General features: G+C 49.8%; 13 protein-coding genes and 1 tRNA gene. 4 read left to right on the top strand and 10 right to left on the bottom strand.

Annotated elements, in window-relative coordinates:
- Window positions 1-52 precede the first annotated feature (52 nt).
- Complete coding sequence (locus tag H6F91_RS21120) at window positions 53-1,630, bottom strand: AMIN domain-containing protein (RefSeq protein ID WP_190771312.1); 1,578 nt, start codon at window positions 1,628-1,630, stop codon at window positions 53-55.
- Between the two features lie 495 nt (window positions 1,631-2,125).
- Between H6F91_RS21120 and H6F91_RS21110 the strand changes: the two genes are divergently transcribed.
- Window positions 2,126-2,214 (top strand) — tRNA-Ser (locus tag H6F91_RS21110).
- A 245-nt stretch (window positions 2,215-2,459) separates the two neighbouring features.
- Here the strand turns inward: H6F91_RS21110 and H6F91_RS27600 are convergent.
- From H6F91_RS27600 to H6F91_RS21090, 4 genes are all read right to left on the bottom strand, one after another.
- Window positions 2,460-2,963, bottom strand: coding sequence for a hypothetical protein (locus H6F91_RS27600; protein WP_199307963.1), 504 nt, complete (start codon window positions 2,961-2,963; stop codon window positions 2,460-2,462).
- 729 nt (window positions 2,964-3,692) lie between these two features.
- The gene (locus tag H6F91_RS21100) at window positions 3,693-4,520 is read right to left on the bottom strand and encodes a DUF1206 domain-containing protein (protein ID WP_190771314.1); all 828 of its coding nucleotides are present in this window, start codon (window positions 4,518-4,520) and stop codon (window positions 3,693-3,695) included.
- Between the two features lie 653 nt (window positions 4,521-5,173).
- Window positions 5,174-6,733, bottom strand: coding sequence for a sodium:proton antiporter (locus H6F91_RS21095; RefSeq protein WP_190771315.1), 1,560 nt, complete (start codon window positions 6,731-6,733; stop codon window positions 5,174-5,176).
- A gap of 296 nt (window positions 6,734-7,029) precedes the next feature.
- A complete protein-coding gene (locus H6F91_RS21090; RefSeq protein WP_190771350.1) occupies window positions 7,030-7,839 on the bottom strand; it encodes a glucose 1-dehydrogenase in 810 nt (269 codons plus the stop codon).
- 991 nt (window positions 7,840-8,830) lie between these two features.
- Here H6F91_RS21090 and H6F91_RS21085 point away from each other — a divergent pair.
- Window positions 8,831-12,550 carry a GAF domain-containing protein gene (locus tag H6F91_RS21085; RefSeq protein ID WP_190771317.1) on the top strand — a complete coding sequence of 1,240 codons (3,720 nt, stop codon included), beginning with the start codon at window positions 8,831-8,833 and terminating at the stop codon, window positions 12,548-12,550.
- A gap of 434 nt (window positions 12,551-12,984) precedes the next feature.
- Here the strand turns inward: H6F91_RS21085 and H6F91_RS21080 are convergent, their stop codons facing one another.
- From H6F91_RS21080 to H6F91_RS21070, 3 genes are all read right to left on the bottom strand, one after another.
- A complete protein-coding gene (locus H6F91_RS21080) occupies window positions 12,985-13,542 on the bottom strand; it encodes a hypothetical protein (protein ID WP_190771318.1) in 558 nt (185 codons plus the stop codon).
- 232 nt (window positions 13,543-13,774) lie between these two features.
- Window positions 13,775-14,215, bottom strand: a complete 441-nt coding sequence (locus tag H6F91_RS21075; RefSeq protein WP_190771319.1) for a hypothetical protein — start codon at window positions 14,213-14,215, stop codon at window positions 13,775-13,777.
- Between the two features lie 710 nt (window positions 14,216-14,925).
- Window positions 14,926-15,210, bottom strand: coding sequence for a hypothetical protein (locus tag H6F91_RS21070; protein WP_190771320.1), 285 nt, complete (start codon window positions 15,208-15,210; stop codon window positions 14,926-14,928).
- Between the two features lie 336 nt (window positions 15,211-15,546).
- Here H6F91_RS21070 and H6F91_RS21065 point away from each other — a divergent pair, with 336 nt between their 5' ends.
- Window positions 15,547-17,283: a nucleoside transporter C-terminal domain-containing protein gene (locus H6F91_RS21065; RefSeq protein ID WP_190771321.1), complete on the top strand. Its 1,737-nt coding sequence runs from the start codon at window positions 15,547-15,549 to the stop codon at window positions 17,281-17,283.
- Window positions 17,280-17,663 (top strand): nuclear transport factor 2 family protein, encoded by a 384-nt coding sequence (locus H6F91_RS21060; protein ID WP_190771322.1) that lies wholly within the window; start codon window positions 17,280-17,282, stop codon window positions 17,661-17,663. Before H6F91_RS21065 ends, H6F91_RS21060 begins: the two co-directional genes overlap by 4 nt.
- Window positions 17,664-17,823: 160 nt before the next feature.
- On the opposite strand, the gene H6F91_RS21055 is transcribed toward H6F91_RS21060, so the two are convergent.
- Together H6F91_RS21055 and H6F91_RS21050 are read right to left on the bottom strand one after the other, a co-directional pair.
- Entirely contained in the window at window positions 17,824-18,408 is a 585-nt protein-coding gene (locus H6F91_RS21055; protein ID WP_199307962.1) for a shikimate kinase, read from the bottom strand.
- Window positions 18,409-18,421: 13 nt separating this feature from the next.
- Entirely contained in the window at window positions 18,422-19,558 is a 1,137-nt protein-coding gene (locus H6F91_RS21050; RefSeq protein WP_190771323.1) for a hypothetical protein, read from the bottom strand.
- Window positions 19,559-19,804 lie beyond the last annotated feature (246 nt).

The raw sequence follows: 19,804 nt of genomic DNA, 5'->3' as shown, positions 1-19,804 counted from the left end.
TTTTTATTACATCAAGAAGGGCGGCATGCTGTGCCGTCCTTCTTTGTCGATTTTATGGTGTTGGCGATCGCATCAGATCTCGGTCAACATCTAGCTCAATCACCGTGTTGGGTTCAATGGATTCGTCTCTAAAGATGGCAGAAGCTCCCTGGATCATGAGAACCGTGTCATTGAGAGCGATCGCCTGAGCAATAAACCGATAGCCTCGACCATCCCGCTCAAAACGGCCAATGACTTGGGTCCCTGCGGGTACGAGCACCGTTCCCTGGCTATCCTCTACAGGGTTTGCTAACACCAGCACTTCCTGCCAGGGGCGATCGGACAGCTCCAGAGATGAAGGGCGAGGATATCGGAGCTGCAGTGTCTGTCCGGCTGGAATTAGCACGTTGGGTTGGGTTGGAGCCGCAGCTACAGACTCAGGCTCCGTCACCGGAACGATAGAATCTAGTGGAGGCACGGCAATGGCTGGCGCATCGGTTGCAGGATCTGTGGGAGGCAAGGCCGAGACACGGGATGGCATTGCTGAAGAACTGGCTTCGTTGTCTGAAAGTGTTGGGGCTGGGAAATCGATAGGAATCTCAACGGCATCCGGAAGGTTTGCCGAGTTCAGGGCCTCATCATCCCCCTGAGTTGCCGTAGACGTTTCGGGTATTAAGGCCGCTTCAGGGCTGAGAAATTCGGCTCCCTGGCTATTCAGGGTGGGAGACTCATCTGATAACCGTGGGGGTTCTGTGATTACCGTTTGATTGGAAGGTACGGCTAATGGTGCTGATGCAGGATTGGTATCCGGTGGGGACTCTGTAATGGCGATCGCAGGGTCTTCAGGCGTCACCATATCCATGGGTGCTTCCGCCGCTTCAATGTTCGCCTGGGTCGGGCTCGGCGCAGGCTCCTCCAGTGGCGGCGCATCAAGCGTAGACCTAGAGTCTTCAGAGAATGCCATTCCCATGGTCGGGTCAGGTTCGGGTGGAGGCACGGCAATCGTAGCCCCACTGCCCTCAGGTATTGCCATCGCCGGATCTGGTTGAACTATGGCGGGGACAGCACTCAACGTTGGTTCAACTGGAACAGCAGGGGCGATTGCCGGGGCCACGTCGGCAGGAGAAGGTGTTATGGGGCCGGGAGAATTGATGGCCACATCATTTTGAGTGTCCTGAGCCGGAGCCATACCCACAAGTAAAGGGCGTAGCGTCCATCGGGCTTCTCCAGTCGCAAGGGTTTCAGCTCGGTTCAATTCCACCTGACCTGGGGCCAGTTCCACATCGGGGCTGAGCTCCAGAACGATACGGGTTAGCCCCGGCTCAAATTGAGCTACACGCACCCGGCTGACTACCCCACTAAAGGTTTGTTCCCCAGCAGAGGCTCCAGCATCGACCGCAGGGATGTCCACAACAATGCGAGCAGGCTGGGCCAACAAAAAATAACGGGGGGTAGCACCACCCGGTAACACGACTTCGAGTTGTTGGCTATCTGTGTTAAAGCGCCAACTGGTGATCTCAGCGGGAGTAACGGCGATCGCCCGTTCCCCTTCCAGAAATCTGCCGGGTAAAACAACCCCAAAGCCTGCACTACATACTCCCAATAGGACTGCCCACCGTATCCATGCTGCTGCTCGTCGCCGATGTCCCATTGCTTGCTATTCCCCCATTCAAAGCCACTATTCGGTTAATTTTTGAGGTACGTATTTTAATGCCCGTGTGTCTAGCCTGGTTTCAGGACTCACACCGTCAGCTAGAGTTCATTTAATCGTAAGCAAAACCCCGCATCTAGTATCTGAAGAGATCCGAATGCCCCGTGTGTAGAGGATAGTGTACCTGAACCGCTTCAGTTGGTTTTACTTCTGGGATTCCTAAAAAAGTTAATATAACGGCCTTACTGAGTTGCTCCAGAAGGCTGAAGCGTGTCCGGCTACCTGAAAAAATCTGGGGAGCTGGTATCAGCCCAATTTTTTGAAAAAAAGTGAGGAGATACTTCTTGTCAGAGAACTCTGAATCCCTTGCTATAAAAGGAGTAGAGGCAATATCTAAAGCTTTTGATGAGAAGCGATCGCCCAATTTTTCAAGAAAAATCGTCAAAACCCTTTGACTTAGACAAAACCTCTGCTATTATTAATTTCCGGACGCCTGGAGAGGTGGCTGAGTGGTCGAAAGCGGCAGATTGCTAATCTGTTGTACGTTTTAGGGCGTACCGAGGGTTCGAATCCCTCCCTCTCCGTTCTTTGGTTCGTAAAGATGCGCCTAATATTCTAAGTTCTGCTTAAGCAGGATATAGAACGTTAGGCGCATCTTTATATTGAGAAGACATTAAAGTGCCGTTCGTAAGCCCTAAAAAAGAAAAAAGCATAGGCGCAAAGCAGCGGCCTATGCTGTGATCCAGATGTTTGACTTACTCAACTAATCAGAAAGGGATCCAGAAGGGTTGCTGTTTCGTGTGCCTAGGCACACGAAACAGGAGCTTAATTAGCGGTAGGTGCGAGTGGTGGTTTCGGGTTCGCGGTAGCGCACATCATCATCGTGACGCTTACGACCACCCAGGCCCAGCAGACCCAGTAAGCCCAGCAGGCCCAGCCAACCCCAGTCAGAGTCGTTATCTGTATCAGCAGCGTCCGTGTTGTCGAACTGCTGAGAAGAGGGGGAATTGGTGGTGTCAAAGGTGTCTGCGCCGCCCGTGGTGCCGGGAGCAGTGGTAGTGCCCGTGGCGCCGGGGTCAGTGGTGCCGGTGGTGCCACCCGAAATACCAGGATCGGTGGTACCGGTGGTGCCACCCGTCACACCGGTGTCGCTGGTGCCGGTTGTATCAGTACCAGTAGTGCCCATAGTATCTGTCGCGGGGGCAGAGGTGCTGGTGGTACCCGTTGTGCCTGTTGCATCCTGCGCCATAACGGAGTGAGTAGCGGGCAGTACTGCCAGGCCCAAAGCCAGGAACGAAGCTCCGGTAAGTTGTTGAATCTTGTTGATTTTCATGGTTTTCCCTCAATTATTTAGGTAACTCAACCGCAACTATGCGAGTAGTTCTGCGCGAGGAGGATTAAGTGTTCGGAACTCGTGTTTCAAATAACTCACTACTGAGATTAACCGTGTACCCTATGAAAATCCTCGTTCCAGAGATGGAATAAAAAAAGAACATTTCTCAGCCTAGAGTTTGACGGCTCATATCAGCTTGGCCATACGTTAGTAACTTTCAAATCATGGAATGGAAGCAGTACTCAAGTTCTTGCTTCATTGCATGATTTATTCTTATTAATGAGCTCCAAATTTATAGCTATTTTGTTTAGAACGTAAGGGCATATATAGTACCCTGTCCAGGGTTTTCTTCTTTTGTCCCAACTAGATCAATCGTGCGTGTGGTATTTCTGGGTAATGTGTGAAATGCCTTTTAGGAAACGAAACGAGCCCTATTCAGCCTCCTTTTCAAAGTCATTTAAGATTCTTATATATAACGAAAACTTCCTGGAAAAATGAGAAGCTTAGTATGAAAAATGAGAGTAATGTATCGAATCTAAACAACTGTTATTACTAATAAGTAAGGAGCTCTTTCTGACCTGGATACATCCCCTCTTGTAATACGTGTGTATGGACCTTATTCTCCTGATGCTTTACCAGAGGGAAGAAAAGTTTTGGATTTTTTAACAAGGCCCATATCTGGTATCGAACATGCGGGTTTAACCAGTTGCGCCTAATACTAAGACTCCATCAGGGTGAGATTTTGCGATATCGAGCCTGGGTTTCCATAAACACACCATAAGCGATTAGGCCCAGAGCTGTAATGCCCATGAGATAGGCACCCAGAGGTTGTTGTTGAATAGCTTGTAATGCCCCTTCTGTGTCACGGATTTGATTGGGATCTGCTGCTCGGGCTGCCAGAATCACAAAATAGCCAATGACAAGGGCCACAATTCCTTTCGCAAATAAACCGAAGCGAGAAATGCGTGTAACCCACTTCTGCGTTGTCTGGCTCATTTGGTCGAGCTTAAGCCGCCGCTGAAATTGCCGCGTGAAAGCCCGGTAAAAGCAATAAAATCCATAGCTGATAATAGCAACACCAATTAATCCTAGTAGCCACTGTCCAAAGGGTTTGGATAAAAGTGTTGCAGCTTGTTGGCTGGAGCCTCCTCCACTACTCGCTGGATTGCCCAAAGAAACTCGAAGAGCAAACCAGGTTAAGCTTGCATAAATCAAGCCACTGATGACGTAAGAAAAGCGTCTTGCGATCGCCCCTGCTCCCCTGTCATTATGTTCTGGGTCCCAAATAGTTTGAACTACTTGCCAGACAACGTACCCAATTAACCCAAGGGCAACTAAGAACAGTAATATACGACCGAAGGGCTGAGTCGCTACCGTTTGCAGGGCTCCCTGAGAGTTGGTAACTTTTCCTCCCCAATGAAAAGCCGCCTGAAAAGCCAGGATACCTACAAGTATGTAAACGATTCCTTTAGCAGCATAACCAAAGCGGGCGAACCGCTCAATCCACTTTGCAGGCTCTTGTTGTAAGGCCGATTCAGGCACGTGATTTAATTTCATAATGTAGATTCAATCAATGTAGCTATTAGCTTTGATGAAAATAGAAATCTATCGAAAGAGAGAGCAGTCTTCTTTAAAGCAGAAATAGTAAGGGAAATACTGTTTCATTCAACCCTGTTTGGAAAGATTTCACATCCCTCTTATGTTGGATCTCTATTGTTTGGAGTGGCTCATCGTGTTCTCACTACACTAATTGAGAACATGCCACGTTTAATTAACAGGCTACAAAAAGCTCAAAAAACGTATTTGTCAAAACATTGTTTTTGGACTTCTGACAGTTTGAGGTTGTGTTCTAGGAGCTGTTTTAAGACTTGTTTTTTGTGCACTTGCGCACGAAAAATAACCCTTTTATTGCGCTTTAAAGCGCAATAAAGAAGTGCTAAAGGCTCTTCTCATAACATTCAATCGCACTCTAGTGCTTAGGGTCTTAAGGTTGCCTATGTTTAACCTGAGTTCGGGTTAAGGGCGTTTTCGAGTGCCGCGCGTTGCGCGGCACTCGAAAACGCTCATTTTGGCGTGCGCTTTGCGCACGCCAAAATGAGCACTTCAGCTTATCCCGAACTGAGGTTATGTTTAGTGGAGTGTGAAACACCCTACTCCACTAAACATAGGTTGATTTCCCCCATGCAATACTAGAACAGCGCTGTACCGTACTAATGATGATGGATTGGGTCCAGTAATCCAGGTAACTCCTGGTTAATGCGGCCCGATCGCACGAATTCTGTATAAGTTGCGGTCTCTATCGCAAACAGCTCCTGCTGAAGCTGTTTTGCCCCAACTTCCAGGAGCTCTGGGTCTTCCTGACAAAGCTTGCTGCCTTCTACTTGTAGAGTTTCGAGTTGTTGTCTGATTTCAGCTTCCTTGGCTTGATGAATGACCAGCTCAACACCAACTTTGGATTCAGGTTGCTGTAAATAGTTGAGAATGCGATACAGGGCAGCTTGGCGGGAAAGGATTTCTAAATAACGATCGCGTAATGGGCTAGATTCTGCCAAGTGCAACGCTTCCAGTAAAAACTTAGCTGTGGAGCCCTGCAGCAGTGTTGTGAAAAACACAACCCCAAAAACTGCTGTCAAAATAGCTTGGCGTTCTGGTAGATCAGCAGGAACGCTCAGGGCGAGGGCAAGGGATACACCGCCGCGCAGGCCACTCCACCAGAGCATCGTTTGCGTGCTGAGGTCGATGTCTAACTGGGTGAGCCGATTGCTCAAGAAAGTTAAGCCAAAGATGCCAATGGCCCGAGTGATTAGAACAGCTACAAAGGCCAGACCAATTAAGGCAAGCTCACTGCGATTATTGACCGGATGAAACTGGTCACCAATTAGCAAAAATAAAATGGAGTTCGTGAAAAACGCCACAAATTCCCAGAATTCGCTGACAGCGATGCGGGTGCGGGGGTTCATCCCAATGCGAGAGCCAAAATTGCCGAGGATCAACCCGGTGGTAACTGTACCAATCACCCCAGAGCCTCCTAGACTTTCGGCAATCAGATAAGCCGAGTAAGCTGAAACGAGCGTCAGGGATTGTTCCACCAGAGGTAGGTCGAACCGTTGCGTTAAATAGGAAATACCAAAGCCTAACAACAACCCCACCAGTAGGCCCACTCCCACTACTGTCAGAACATCGACCGTTAACCGTTGAGGATCAAAGCTGTCGGTTCCCAAGGCGATGCCAATAATCAACCCGAAGGCGACCACGGCAGTACCATCGTTGAACATACTTTCGCCTTCCACCAGAGCTTTTAATCGTGGAGGGGCACCGAGTTCCCGGAGTAGGGCACTGACGGAGACGGGATCAGTAGCCGCCAGACAAGCACCAATTAACAGGGCAACAGGCAGGCTGATGCCGCTCCATTGGGCTAGAGGAAGGGCAATACCCAGGATAGTAAGCGCAACGCCGATGGTAACAAAAAGGGTAATCGGCAAGAGATGGCGCTTTAAGTCATCCCAGTTAAGATTCCACGCTGCTTCGAACAAGAGGGGAGGTAGAAAAATCCACAGAATTAATTCAGGTGATGGAGTGAAGAAGCGCACATCCAACAGGGCTAATCCCATTCCTGTTAAGACCAGCATTAGTGTGTAAGGTACCTTCTGCAGCCAGGGCACGATTTGGGATAGGGTTGCAACTACCAGGGCCGCAGAAATTACCAATAAAAACTGCTTCAGATTTTCTTCGATGGCAACGGGCTCAACTGCAGTACTTAGTAATGTCATAGGGGCTTAGATCATTACAGGATAACAACCTCATTGTAGAAGTGTTGCCGATGGCAGTGCCCGGTCCAACTTTGGTGGTAGGATGCTCACCCACTACAATACTCTGGACAGTTTTTCTGAAACCATTGATTTTGCGTGCGCGAAGCGCACGCAAAATCAATGGTTTCAGAAAAACTGTCCGAACTAATGCACTAAAGAACTGCCAAAAATCCATGCCGTGTATTGGTTATCGAGCCTGCAATCCACCAGTTGTGTGGCACGAAATGCCACACAACTGGTGGATTGGAGCTGGAGTGTCAGGCTGACCAGGGTTCTTGAAAATCAGCGTAGAGCGTCAGTCCCCCATCAATGTACAGAGTTTGTCCAGTGATATAAGTGGCTTCATCAGAGACAAGAAATGCGACTGCTGCCGCCATTTCCTCGGAGTTGCCGGCGCGGCCCATAGGGATATGGCTTTCGACGATCGCCTTTTGCTCTGGATCATCGGTCCACGCTTGATTGATCGGGGTGATGGTGGCTCCGGGGGCGATCGCATTCACCCGAATCCCCTGCTTTGCATACTCTAGAGCTAGAGTACGGGTCAGGTTTCCCATGCCTCCTTTGCTAATGGAGTAACTGATGTAGGAAGGGCGCGGAATGATTTCATGAACACTGGAGATATTGATAATGACCCCAGGGTGTTGGTGCTCAACCCAGCATTTGATTGCTTCCCGAGCGCACAGGTATGCACCCCGCAAATTGGTGCCAATCACCCGATCAAAGTCGTCTGTTGGAACTTCGTGGGATGGCTTTTCAATCTGAATTCCCGCATTATTAACGAGAATATCCAGGCTCCCAAATTTATCCACAACCGTGTTCATCATGTTCAGAATGTCTTGCTCTTTGGAGACATCTCCTTTGATCAACAAAGATTGCATGCCGCATTGTTCTACCTGGCCGCAGGCTTGCTGCATGGCGATCGCTTCCGTATCCTCCGCTTCCTCCGCATTGCTGCGGTAGTTGATGGCAATGTTGCAACCTTCCTCAGCCAAACGAATGGCGATCGCCTGACCAATACCTGAGCTTGCGCCCGTAATCAATGCGGTTTTTCCCGTCAGTCCTTTCATGGTGTGGTGGAGATGGAGTGGGCGACTGCTCAATGCTGAATAGTTGAATAGCATAGTCATACCGCCACACTCTAAGGAACCCTGATGACGACAGACGTCCGTCAGAGGTGAGATTTTAGCTCCACCTGATCTCCCTCATGAAAGGGAAAAACTGGCAATCTACTGGGGCTGAGCTACTTACAAAGGGGTTTCTTAAGTAGCAAAATTGCATTTCTCAAAGCTTTCTTTAAACGCTATTTGAAATTCAAAAATTTACTTTCATATGTTTTGTGATGGAAAAATAAACTTTTAAGTTTGAGAACTTCTAAAGCTTTGGAAAAGCTCTGACATTCTACTAATTGATGTAGGAATTTTATTGGAGGTGTTTCTGAGGTTGTAATGGCAAACGGTAGCCCTGTTGTTGCAACAACGTTGGCGATCGCCATGGGCGAAAGCTAAACTTTGAGCTTCCATATTTGATCACAGTAATGCCTGGTTTTGCTGCTAGACAGGTGCCATTCCTGTCTCATTAATAGCTGTCAGTAGAACTTAGGAGATTTCTGAGAAACAATATCCCCATTATTTGGAAAAAAGGCGCGGCTTCGCCGCGCCTTTTTTCCAAATAATGGGGAAGTTCTTATCTGGAAATCTCCTTAAAGCGTAGATACAGGGTTCAAAAATAAAAAGTACCCTCAAGTCTTACGATTCGCTAACGACTGAATAGATTGATTTAGAGACTGGTCACTCTATGTCTAGGAAATGGTAACAGTGCTTTTATACAGCAGCTTCAAGTATTGGACTGTCTCTCCTAATAAGAGGCTGCTGTAGCAAGGATCGTAAGGGGACGGGTAGGATGAACTTAAAAAATCCTTGGATATCAAACTTGTTTCACAGAAGATCCATCTGGGGTTTGCTTCTTCTAATCAGCTCAGGATTTCTAGGAAATTATTTTCGGCTGACATTATTCTTCAACATTGATTTTATTTTTGGCTCAATCGCCGTTTGGATCGTCATGTGCTTGTATGGCGTACGGTGGGGAACCCTCGCGGGTTTTATCGCTGGCTCTTGCACTTATATTATTTGGCATCACCCCTATACAACGTTAACCTTTACCCTGGAAGCGCTGATTGTCGGTTGGTTGTTTCACCATCGGCACAGAAATAATATTGTGTTGCTGGATGCGGCCTTCTGGTTGGTAATTGGGATGCCTCTGGTGTGGCTGTTTTACGCCGTTATCTTGCAGGTTGATTCAACTCAGGCGCTCATTATTTTGTTGAAGCAACCCGTTAACGGTATCTTCAATGCCCTAATTGCCAGCCTGCTGTTAACTCATTTGCCGATTCATCAGTGGGTTGCTCGCCCTCCAGCACTTCGTACCCTCTCCCTACGGCAAATGTTGTTCAACTTGCTAACGCTTTTTGTGATGGTGCCAACGCTGGCGTTGATTATATTGACCAGCCGCCAGGTTGTGGATGATATCAAAACGGCAGCCTGGTTAGATCTTCAGGATGCCTCTCGTTATCTAACTGTAGAGATTAATACCTGGTACCAGCGCCGGTTGAGAGTAGTGCAGGCCCTGTCAAACTTGGCTCAAACCTCCTCCCTCGACAGTGATATTCTGCGGCAGCATGGAAACTTTATCCACCAGGTTTTTCCAGACTTACGTCACATTCACGTTTTGGATGTAACGGGACGGCGAGTGTTTGATGTGGAAAGTGCTACGGGCCAGGGGGAGAACGACTTTGACGAGCAGGCTTATTGGGAGATATCACGGCGATCGCCCCAACCCTATATCTCCCCGGTACGCCTGAGGCCGGGTGCCCATGATCAGCGTACCGTCCTGATCGGTTTACCCATTGTTCAGGACGGTACGCTGAAAGGGGCTGTGGTTGGTGAAATTGACCTGGTGGGGCTGACATCGCTTTTGAAAGCAAATGTCGATAATCAGGCGCTTAACTTTACGCTCATTGATCAGAACCAGAAGGTTGCAGCCAGTACCCTGCTGAAATGGGACCCACACCAGGCTTTTGACTGGCGCAAGGGTGGTGATATTGATCCGATTCGGGAGCAAACCTACCAATGGTTTCCCAATACGGGTTCACCGCTGGTCATGGTGCGTTGGATTAACTCTCAGTTTGTTCAGGAAGTGTCAATGGGGCATGGTCTCCCGTGGACGCTGATTGTGCAGATGGGAGCTACACAACACGTACACCACATCGAACGGGTGCATACGCGAAATATGGCCATCTTGCTGCTGGTATCTAGCTGTGCTCCCTTTGTATCCATGGTGGTGAGCCGACAGATTGTGAAACCCATTGCCCAATTAGCAGATGTCACGACCAACTTGCCTTATAAGTTGGTGGAACATGAACCCATCGATTGGGTACAAAGCCAGATTACGGAGTTTTCCCTGCTGGTTCAAAATTTCCGTACGATGGCTTTTAGCCTGCAGCAGAAATTTAGTGAAATTCAACAGGTCAACGCAACGTTAGAACAACGGGTTCAAGAACGGACTCAGGCCCTGCAAGAAAGCAATGCAGCCCTAAGCGAGAGCGAAACTCGATTTCGCCAGATGGCCGAAAATATCCGGGAAGTATTCTGGATGCGATCCGCCCATCGCACTCAGCTCCTGTATATCAGCCCAGCCTATGAGCTAATTTGGGGACGCACCTGTGAGAGCTTGTATGCAGAACCTCACTCCTTCCTGGGTGCTGTCCATCCTGAAGATCGAGAACGAGTTGCTAACATCTTCATGGATATTCAGGAGGAAATCCTGGGTCTTGAATACCGTATTGTTCATCCTGATGGTTCCATCCGGTGGATTTGGGATCGGGGTTTTACAGTTCGCAATGACGTTGGAGAAATTTATCGCATTGTTGGTGTGGCGCAAGATATTACGGAGCGCAAACAAGCCGAAATGATAATGCGGCAACAGGCTGAGCGTGAGCGGTTGCTGGGGGCGATCGCCCTGCAAATGCGGCAATCGTTACAACTAGACAACATCCTCAACACCACCGTCGCCGAAGTTCGCCAGTTTTTGCAAACAGACCGAGTCATCGTTTATCAGTTCCAGCCAGACTGGAGTGGAGTTGTAGCGGTGGAGTCGGTGGCGGAAGGCTGGCAATCTATTTTAGGCCGACGCATCACAGATGCCTATTTTGCTGAAACTCGGGGTGTTGCGTATAAACAGGGGCGCATCTTTGCCACAACTGATACTGAGACTGATAACCTGGCTGATTGTCACCGGGAACTCTTGATCCAGTTGCAAGTTAGAGCAACCCTGGTAGTGCCTGTTCTTCAGGGGGATGTGCTGTGGGGTTTATTGGTGGCCCAGCACTGCCGTGCCCCACGGGTTTGGCAGATGTCTGAGATTGACTTCCTGCGACAACTCGCAATTCAAGCGGCGATCGCCATCCACCAATCTGAACTTTATCAGCACGAGCAACGGCTGAATCTGATTTTGGAACATCAGGTGGAGGAGCGCACCGTCCAACTGCAACAGGCGCTGCGCTATGAAGCCATGATTACGCGCATGACAGACAAAGTGCGTGACAGCCTTGATGAAGATCAGATTTTACAGACAGCTGTTGAGGAGTTGGGGCGAGGTCTAGAGGTTAATAGCTGCGACACAGCCCTGTTCGATCTGGCCCAGGGGACGATGACCATTTCCCATGCCTATGGTCATGACGCCTCTACTCCCTATCCAAAGGTCATGTCAGCGAGAAAGTTCTCAGACATCTCCCCTCAACTTCTGAAGAGACAAAGTATTCAGTTTTGTGAGTGCCCTACCGTAGAGGCAAATCGGCACCCTCGCACCGTTTTTGCATGTCCTATTATGGACGATCAAGAAGTGTTGGGTAAACTGCGGCTGTTTCGTGATTCTGAAGCAGTTTTTAGTGAGTCAGAAATTCGGGTAGTGTCACAGGTGGCGAGTCAGTGTGCGATCGCCATTCGTCAGGCTCGTCTCTACCAGGCGGCTCAGGTAGAAGTGAAGGCTTTGGAGGAACTGAATCAACTCAAAGATGATTTTCTGAGCACGGTTTCCCATGAGCTGCGAACGCCTATCTCTAATATGAAAATGGCTATTCATATGCTCAGGATGATTCCCTCTGAAGAACGTCGCACGCGCTACATGGAAATTCTTCAGACAGAATGTGCCCGCGAAGTAGATTTGATTAACGACCTGCTCGACCTTCAGCGGCTTGCCTCAGGCACCCGTATCCTGGAGCCAGAAAGCATTCCCCTTCAGGAATGGCTGGAAGAATTGGTGGAACCCTTTCGGGAGCGTTGTCGTAATCGTCAGCAAACCCTTCAGGTTACCCTGGCTCCCAACCTCTCCACCTGGACGACCGATCGCTCCTGCCTAACGCGAATCTTGGCTGAGCTACTCAACAATGCCTGTAAGTACACCCCACCGGGTGAAAGCATTGACTTGTCCATCAAACCACTCAGCCTGAAGGCGACGGGTGAAATTAAGAACACCTTAGGTGGTCGTATTCCCGTTGTGACTGCACATCTCAAAATTACTGTTCGCAATACGGGGGTTGAAATCCCTGCCCAGGAGTTGCCCCGTATTTTTGAGAAGTTCTATCGCATTCCTGATATTGATCGCTGGAAGCAAGGGGGTACAGGGTTGGGATTAGCCCTGGTACAGAAACTCACAGAACATATTGGCGGTAAAATTTACGCTGAAAGTCATGCCAATGCTACCAGTTTCATTATCGAAATCTAGAGTTGGCTTAAAGGATTGTTTTTTCATGTGTCTCGTGTACGAAAAAACAATCCTTTAAGGCAATTCTAACCATGCCTCAATTGGGGAAAGGACGTACACATTCATGCCTCGTAGATTTATATAGCACTGTGCAAGTGCGTGAAGTACAGCGCTTTTCAAACGCTTAAAATCTGGTTGTTTTTGTGAGAGTCGCGCTCCGCGCGGCTCTCACAAAAACAATCGGGGCTGATTCAAGCGCAAAGCGCTGTAATCAACGCGTGCAGCGTTATGTAACCTGAGTTCGGGTTAAGGGCTTTTTCGAGGAGCGCTTTCCGAAAAAGCATAGTGCAGTATAAAGCCCCAGGTTTTTTGGGGAAAGCAGTCCAAACCGGCACTTTCCCCAAAAAATCTGGGGCTTTATGATGTTTACCATCCGGAATAAAGAACTGGAGGATTCAATCTTCCTTCTTTTTCCGGCGCCCGTTCGACGGTGTGGTTTTGCTGCGGGTCGAAGCCGAGCGGGTCTTAGTTTTGGTAGCCGTTGAGCTGGCCTTAGGCGCATTGCTGGCGGAGCGCTTGCGACGGCCAGTTGTTGCAGGTTCAGCCGCTTCACTGGCTTCACTCTCGGAAGGAGCAGGAGCTTCAGGTGCCACCGATTCCACACTCGTAGGCTCCGTTTCCGTTTCTTTCGTTGCGGCACGTCCCCGAGGCTTGCGAGTACGGCGAGGCTGCCCACCTTTGTCCTTACGCGAAGCTGCCAGATATCGCTTGAGTGATGAAACGCTGATAGAAATCCCTTTCTCTTCAAGCAATTCGGCAACCTCCTCGTGGGAGTAGCCCCGGTCAAGAGCCTGCACAATGGAGCCTTCAAGGGATTCAATGGCCTCGCGTAATGACCAGTTCTCCTTGGGCTTCTCGGGAAGTTTTTGGAGTAAATCACCGGCCTGCTGAATGGCAGCTTGTTGAACCAGAATCGAACCCGGTGGACGCTTTCTTGCTTTAGAAACTGTCATAGGAAATGTTTTGAAGTAGTTGTGAACAGTGGTAAAAACAGATTCCCGATGTTACCCATAGGGAATAATTCAGTGTATCTAAAATGAATCCGGTTGAATCATTTTTCCTGTGCACCTCATGAATCAGAATGATGTAAATCTGGTTGTTGAGTGTGGGTCTTTGCTGTTCTAGTTATGCTCCAACGCTCTGACAAAATGACTGAGGGTAGAAGCCATGGAAAAGGTGACACTGTTATTCAATCAAGTAAGCAATGACATCCTCAACGTGTTGACGATTGGCTGGCGAACGGGGGGCCTGAAGTGCTGCCACCAGGGGTGGTAAAGCCTTTGACTCGGCTTTAGAGAGCGATCGCGATGCATGTAAGGACGGTTTATCGGGCTCCGAAACGTCTGAGGGAGTGGATGGAGTGGTTGCTCCCCCCAGGTAGTAGCGCAATGAAGAAAGAGAAATTGGGACCCCAGACCGATTCAGGACGGCTACTACATCCTGGCGAGAATAGCCTTTATCCAGAGCAGCCTGAATGGGCTGTTCTAACTTGACGATCGCTTCTCCCACCGTAAAGCGATCGCGCTTTTTTTCAGACAACGCTTCTAAGGCCGCACGGGCCTCTTCAATTGTCGCAAGCGATAAACTTTGAGCTCGTGTTTGACGCTGAGTTGATGAGGATTTCATTAATTGGAAAAAGTGAGAAGGGTTCACAGAAGAATAGAATAATCGAACCAATAATCAGATGTCATAAAACATCAGGTCCGTGGAATACTTGCAGTCAGCTATAGCAAACAGAATGTGGTATTCATGAGCAACCGGGCTCAATGCTTTATGCTACTAGCTTACGGTGCCACAATATTACGGTTGCACAATATCCTGGCATCACTGCACACCGTGATGCTTATTATAGGCGTGACTATAAATTGAGCATCAGGATATCTCTGATTGTCATCCTCTGTCTCTAACTTGAGCAAGATATTTGTAAATCTACATTTTTCTAATGCTCAGTGCTCCAAGCAATCTTCGATACTCACCTCTACAATGCTCTGGATAGTTTTTCTGGAAACGCTTGATTTTTTGTGCATGAAGCACGCGTAAAAAATCAAGCGTTCCAGAAAAACTATGCGAATTGCTAAATGCTGACGCTGAATCCTATGTAACCTGAGTTCGGGATAAGCTCATTTTGGCGTTTTCGAAGATTATGTACAGTGCGTTAATCTCGAAAACACTTTTGGCCCTAAACCGAGTTTTTTGACCATATTTGAAGATAGGGGGTGCTTCGCACCCCCCATCTTCAAATATGGATTGATTTCCACTACTCAATGTTAGAGAGTCTGTTTGTGCACGCTGAATGCGCGCAAACAAATTCTCTCAAGTAGAACGAAGACCTGGCTTTATAGATCGTCCAACGGATCATTCTGAAATGTCGCAGACGTGTCAGGTTTATTTAATTCACTGGGTGGTTGCTCATTGCTCCAGCCCCACCAGGCTGCACCGCAATGACATAAGTAAAACATCTGCCACTTGCGACGATAGTCTTCTGTAAAAACGGGCGATCGCCGATTCAACCATACCTCAGTCGCTTCGCCAGCCGTTGCCCGACAGGTGGGACAGCTAAACTCCCAGGCATGGACCGCCGCTTCTGCCCAATCCGGAGGAACCGGTGCAAATGCATCCATGGGAAACCTTAGAACCTGTTACTCACTTATCCTAAACAGTTCTGCTGGAGTTGCCCTCCGTGAATTGGAGTAGTGGGCGGTGTGCGACCGTGCCCAAAATTATGAAATGGGATGGGGTGCGACTCCACATCCCATTTCATCGCTCCATTTAGCAACAGTCGAAATCAAGTACCCAAGATTAAGCTCACGCGTAGTGTGAGCTTAATCTTGGGTACTTTAGTTGAGAGGGTTTGCTTAGCAACAATATTCAATGTTCCGGACTGAAGGTTTTAGGCTACTGTTCTAAAGGTAAATAAGGTAAATGCCGTCATTGAGGCTTGCGTTAAGGAAGGGTCTATGGGGCTTCTCAACCTGATTTCATTGCTGGGCATGGTGGGGCTGTGTGCGATCGCCTGGCTATTTTCTGAAAATCGCCGCCCCAAGTATTTTCCCTGGCGAGTGGTGCTCGCTGGAATTCTCTTGCAGCTTATTCTGGGTGCCCTGGTTTTTTGGTTTCCCCTGACCCGCGACATTCTGCAAGTGTTCAGCGGTTTGTTAAATGTTGTGTTTGATGCCGCCGATGCGGGTGCGCGTTTTGTCTTTGGCCGTAATCTCGTGCCTGTGCCGGGGCAGGAGCCGTTGCTTCTATCGCCACTAGCGCCAGGGGCAGCGGCCTGCACTCCACCATCGGGCCTGGTGGTTCCTGGTTTTTGTGGTATTCAGCTGGGATATGTTTTTGCCTTCCGGGCATTGCCGGCCGTGATTTTCTTTTCGGGCCTCATTTCCCTGCTCTATAACCTGGGCATTATGCAGGCCATCACGAACTTCTTCGCCAAAGTGTTCTACAGCACGATGCGATTAAGTGGAGCTGAGTCTCTCAGTGGTGCAGCCAATATCTTTGTCGGTATTGAAGCAGCGATCGCTGTCAAACCGTTCCTTGCTTCCATGACTCGCAGTGAACTGTGCGCCATTCTGTCCTGCTGTTTTGGCACAGCAGCATCCTCGACGTTGGCAATTTACGTTAGCTTCCTCAAACCTGAATTCCCAAATATTCTGGGGCATCTGGTTTCTGCTTCCATCATGGCAATTCCGGCTTGCTTCCTGTTGTCAAAAATTCTGGTGCCAGAAACGACAATTCCTGTAACTGCAGGGGGCATTCCTGATGATTCAGTGTTGGTAGATTCAGGAGACCCAGCAAACAAAGCTGCTCGGGAAGCTGATTACGAGGATGATATTCCCCGAGAAACCGTTGCAGGCGAACCCATTCAGCGAGTGAGCCCGATGGATGCGGCCATTGTTGGTGCATTGGATGGGGTCAAGATGGCTGTGTCAATTGCTGCCGTTCTGATTCTGATTTTGGGTATCGTCTATCTGATCAACCAATTGTTTGGTTGGTTAGCCACGTTGCCCTATGGCGTCGGCGACTTTTTCACAGTCGTCACCCTGCAAAATATTCTAGGTGCTCTGTTCTTGCCCCTCACCGTTCTGACGGGGGTTTCCCTGGAGTGGAATGAACTGTGGGAATCATCAGTCATTATTGGTCGGCGGTTGTTTGAAACGGCGATTCCGCCCTACCAATCGTTAGCGCTTGCGGCGGCTCGTCCTGATAATCCCTTGAGCGATCGCGCTGTCCTTATTATCAGCTACGCCCTCTCAGGTTTTGCCCATTTGGCCTCTGTTGGTATCTTTGTGGGTGGTACAAGCGCCCTGATTCCTTCCCGCCGTCGGGACATCTCTGAGTTGGGTTGGAAAGCACTATTCATCGGTACCCTGGCGACGCTGATGATCGCCTGTGTTGCGGGTGTTTTCTATTTGCCCGGTAACAATGCCAGCATTCTGGGTGAACCGGTCGCACCCCAGGTAGCCCCCTCTCCCAGTGCGGTTCCTGTGCCGTCTGCTAGCCCCACACCCGAGGCTACAGTAACTCCCAACCGTACGGCTCCGGCGGGATCAACGTCTTCGCCATCTCCTGTGTCTCCCGCTTCGCCTAACCGTACCCGTACCCCTGGAGCATCGCCATCTGCTAGCCCTGAAGATGGTTCGGTTGGGATGCTCAATCTGGCTCCGGTAGCCTTTGCCCCTTCTTTGCGATGAGTGCGCCAGCCGTGTTATCGGCCAACACAGAGTTCTACCGGGCTTTTGAAAAGCGCGATCTGGATGCGATGGATGCGGTTTGGTCCAAGGGAACGGCCACGCTTTGCATCCATCCTGGCCGGATGGCCCTCAAAGGATGGGATGAGATTCGTCCCTCCTGGGAGCAAATTTTCAAAAACACTCGTTATTTAGAAATTGACATCGATGTTAAAACGACGGAGATTTCTGGGGATTTAGCTTACGTCGTGTTGGTCGAGACTGTGATGCAGGTGATTGGCAACCGCCGCATGCAAGCGAAATCTATGGCAACGAATATTTTCGAACGTATGGGCGATCGCTGGTATCTAGTCCATCACCACGGCAGCCCACTAGCATCATGAAGCCAAAGCATTAAAAGAGAGGACGAGTGCTTTGCACTCGTCCTCTCTTTTAATGGCTGTCGATTTATAGCGCTGTGCACGTTGATTAAGTACGGTGGTGTGGGGCACGTGGTGCCCCACACCACCGTTGCTGTACTTAACGCACTTGCATATTGCTATATCAGTTGTTAATCGCGGAATCTTCAGGGTTGAGGACTTTGCTCATGTCCGTTTGAACACGCTCGCTTACCCACTCTGGGGGCTCATCTCCCTGCAATACAACTCGTACATCCGCCTGAGAGTAGAGCGATCGCCGCTCCTCCAGCAACTTTTCTAGTTTGTTTTTGAGGTCAACATCCTTTAACAAAGGACGACTGGTATCGGCCTGGAGACGGCGACACAGATGCTCTACCGGCACGTCCAACCAAACCACTAGACCGTGGTGCAAAAAGCTCCAGTTCTGGCGGGCCAGTACAATGCCACCACCCGTTGCCACTACCATGCGGGAATAGCTGGCAACTTCTGAGAGCACCTGGGTTTCGAGCTGGCGAAACGCATCCTCTCCCGATTCTGCAAAAATTTCGTTGATGGGTTTTTGGGCAACCTGCTCCACCAGACTGTCGGTATCGATAAAGCGATAGTTCAGGTTCTTAGCCAAAAACTGACCTACGGTGGTTTTGCCACTGCCCATCATGCCAACCAAAAAAATATTGGTGCCCTTGAGGCGAGCAGCCAGATCGGGCGGATACCCGTAAATGTCTGTCATGGTGTGTGTTCCCTTAAAACTTGAGAGGTGGGTTGCCGTTGGGCGATCGCGGGGATGGGCCTCCATTGGGAGAATCCGGTTCGTCGGGGTCCTCATCCCAATCATCCCAGACTTCGCGATCACCCGTCACATCGGAATCCGTTACATCCGCGTCGTAAGTGCTATCCGCGTCAAAGTCTTCTTCATTGTCATCCCAATCATCGGTTGCGGGGGGGGCAGGAGGCGGTTCAGGGGTAGAGCGATACGGCGGAATGATCACACGGATACGAGGCTCCTCTGGGGGAGGGGCGGGTGTTTTCTCCTCAGTAACGTCTATCACAGGTTCTTGGATAACTGTGGTTCCATCATTGGGCGGTTTAGGAGTTACAACCTCCGGCTCTTCTTCAGTACGGTAGCTGAAGGAGTAAATGGTGCCAGTGCGCTCGGTGCTCTGGGGATCTCGACGGATTTCGACAATATCGCGGGCTGGTGGAACGTCTTCGGGCGGTGGCGGTGGTGGCGGTGGGACTGGTCGTACAGGTTCTTCCTCCCAATCATCCCAAACTTCTCCCTCTTCCGGTTCCTCATAGTAGTCTGGAGCACTGGCCCTATAGTCCGAATAGGAACTGGTGTAGGTGTTGTCGTAGGAATTGCTGTAGGAAGGCTCGTAGTCGGGTTCCGGATAGACGGTTTCCACATTCAGCGGGCGAAATTCCGCATCCCGGATGGGAGGTGTTGTGGGAGGCCGTACGGTTGTGCGCGGCGAGTCTTCGCCTCGGGCCCAGTCATCCCAATCGTCACCGCTGGAGGAGGCGCCCCAGTCATCGTCCTCGGATCGAGAACGGCGGCTACCATTGCGCGGAGTGTCTTGAGGTTCTGCCCCTTGCCCTGTCCAGGGAGGTGGCGTCCAGGGGGTACCAGAGGCCCCTGAACGGTTATTACGACCAGAAGAACGACGACGGGAACGGCGATTGCCTCCCAACTGCACCACTGCGCCGGTGAGAAGGGCTGTGATGGCTCCAGCCGCGATCGCCCCCAGCACCCACACGGCCACAGGCAACTCTACGGTCTTCATTCCCAAAATCGTCAGGGGCAATACAACGCTGCTGTTTTGCAAGAAAAACAGCACCAATACACCCACAACGGCTAACAGCAGTACAACTCTTACCATTCGCGTGTTCCGTCTCTGTTACCTTCGCTTTAAGGTTGAAGACATCAGCCCAGTGAAGTGGAAGGCAATACCTCACCCTTATACTACTTCTCCGGGCGTTGCTATTGCGTGAAGCCACATCTCCAGCAATTCTCAGTATGGGTTTCAAAGCTGAGAGTTCGTGCTCGAAGGGCACGAACTCTCAGCTTTGAAACCCGAAAATAGTCCGCCTTCGGCGGGCTATTTTCGGGTTGGATTTCAAAATGA

It is taken from the genome of Leptolyngbya sp. FACHB-8, assembly GCF_014695575.1.
GTDB lineage: Bacteria > Cyanobacteriota > Cyanobacteriia > Elainellales > Elainellaceae > Vacuolonema.
This window is presented reverse-complemented; position numbering and strand designations above follow the sequence as displayed.

What these genes read in the sequence shown, in the direction of transcription:
- H6F91_RS21055 (WP_199307962.1), bottom strand. Translation starts at nt 18,408, where the DNA reads ATGACAGACATTTACGGGTATCCGCCCGATCTGGCTGCTCGCCTCAAG.
- H6F91_RS21060 (WP_190771322.1), top strand. Translation starts at nt 17,280, where the DNA reads ATGAGTGCGCCAGCCGTGTTATCGGCCAACACAGAGTTCTACCGGGCT.
- H6F91_RS21070 (WP_190771320.1), bottom strand. Translation starts at nt 15,210, where the DNA reads ATGGATGCATTTGCACCGGTTCCTCCGGATTGGGCAGAAGCGGCGGTC.
- H6F91_RS21080 (WP_190771318.1), bottom strand. Translation starts at nt 13,542, where the DNA reads ATGACAGTTTCTAAAGCAAGAAAGCGTCCACCGGGTTCGATTCTGGTT.
- H6F91_RS21120 (WP_190771312.1), bottom strand. Translation starts at nt 1,630, where the DNA reads ATGGGACATCGGCGACGAGCAGCAGCATGGATACGGTGGGCAGTCCTA.
- H6F91_RS21050 (WP_190771323.1), bottom strand. Translation starts at nt 19,558, where the DNA reads ATGGTAAGAGTTGTACTGCTGTTAGCCGTTGTGGGTGTATTGGTGCTG.
- H6F91_RS21085 (WP_190771317.1), top strand. Translation starts at nt 8,831, where the DNA reads ATGTGCTTGTATGGCGTACGGTGGGGAACCCTCGCGGGTTTTATCGCT.
- H6F91_RS21075 (WP_190771319.1), bottom strand. Translation starts at nt 14,215, where the DNA reads ATGAAATCCTCATCAACTCAGCGTCAAACACGAGCTCAAAGTTTATCG.
- H6F91_RS27600 (WP_199307963.1), bottom strand. Translation starts at nt 2,963, where the DNA reads ATGAAAATCAACAAGATTCAACAACTTACCGGAGCTTCGTTCCTGGCT.
- H6F91_RS21095 (WP_190771315.1), bottom strand. Translation starts at nt 6,733, where the DNA reads ATGACATTACTAAGTACTGCAGTTGAGCCCGTTGCCATCGAAGAAAAT.
- H6F91_RS21090 (WP_190771350.1), bottom strand. Translation starts at nt 7,839, where the DNA reads ATGAAAGGACTGACGGGAAAAACCGCATTGATTACGGGCGCAAGCTCA.
- H6F91_RS21065 (WP_190771321.1), top strand. Translation starts at nt 15,547, where the DNA reads ATGGGGCTTCTCAACCTGATTTCATTGCTGGGCATGGTGGGGCTGTGT.
- H6F91_RS21100 (WP_190771314.1), bottom strand. Translation starts at nt 4,520, where the DNA reads ATGAAATTAAATCACGTGCCTGAATCGGCCTTACAACAAGAGCCTGCA.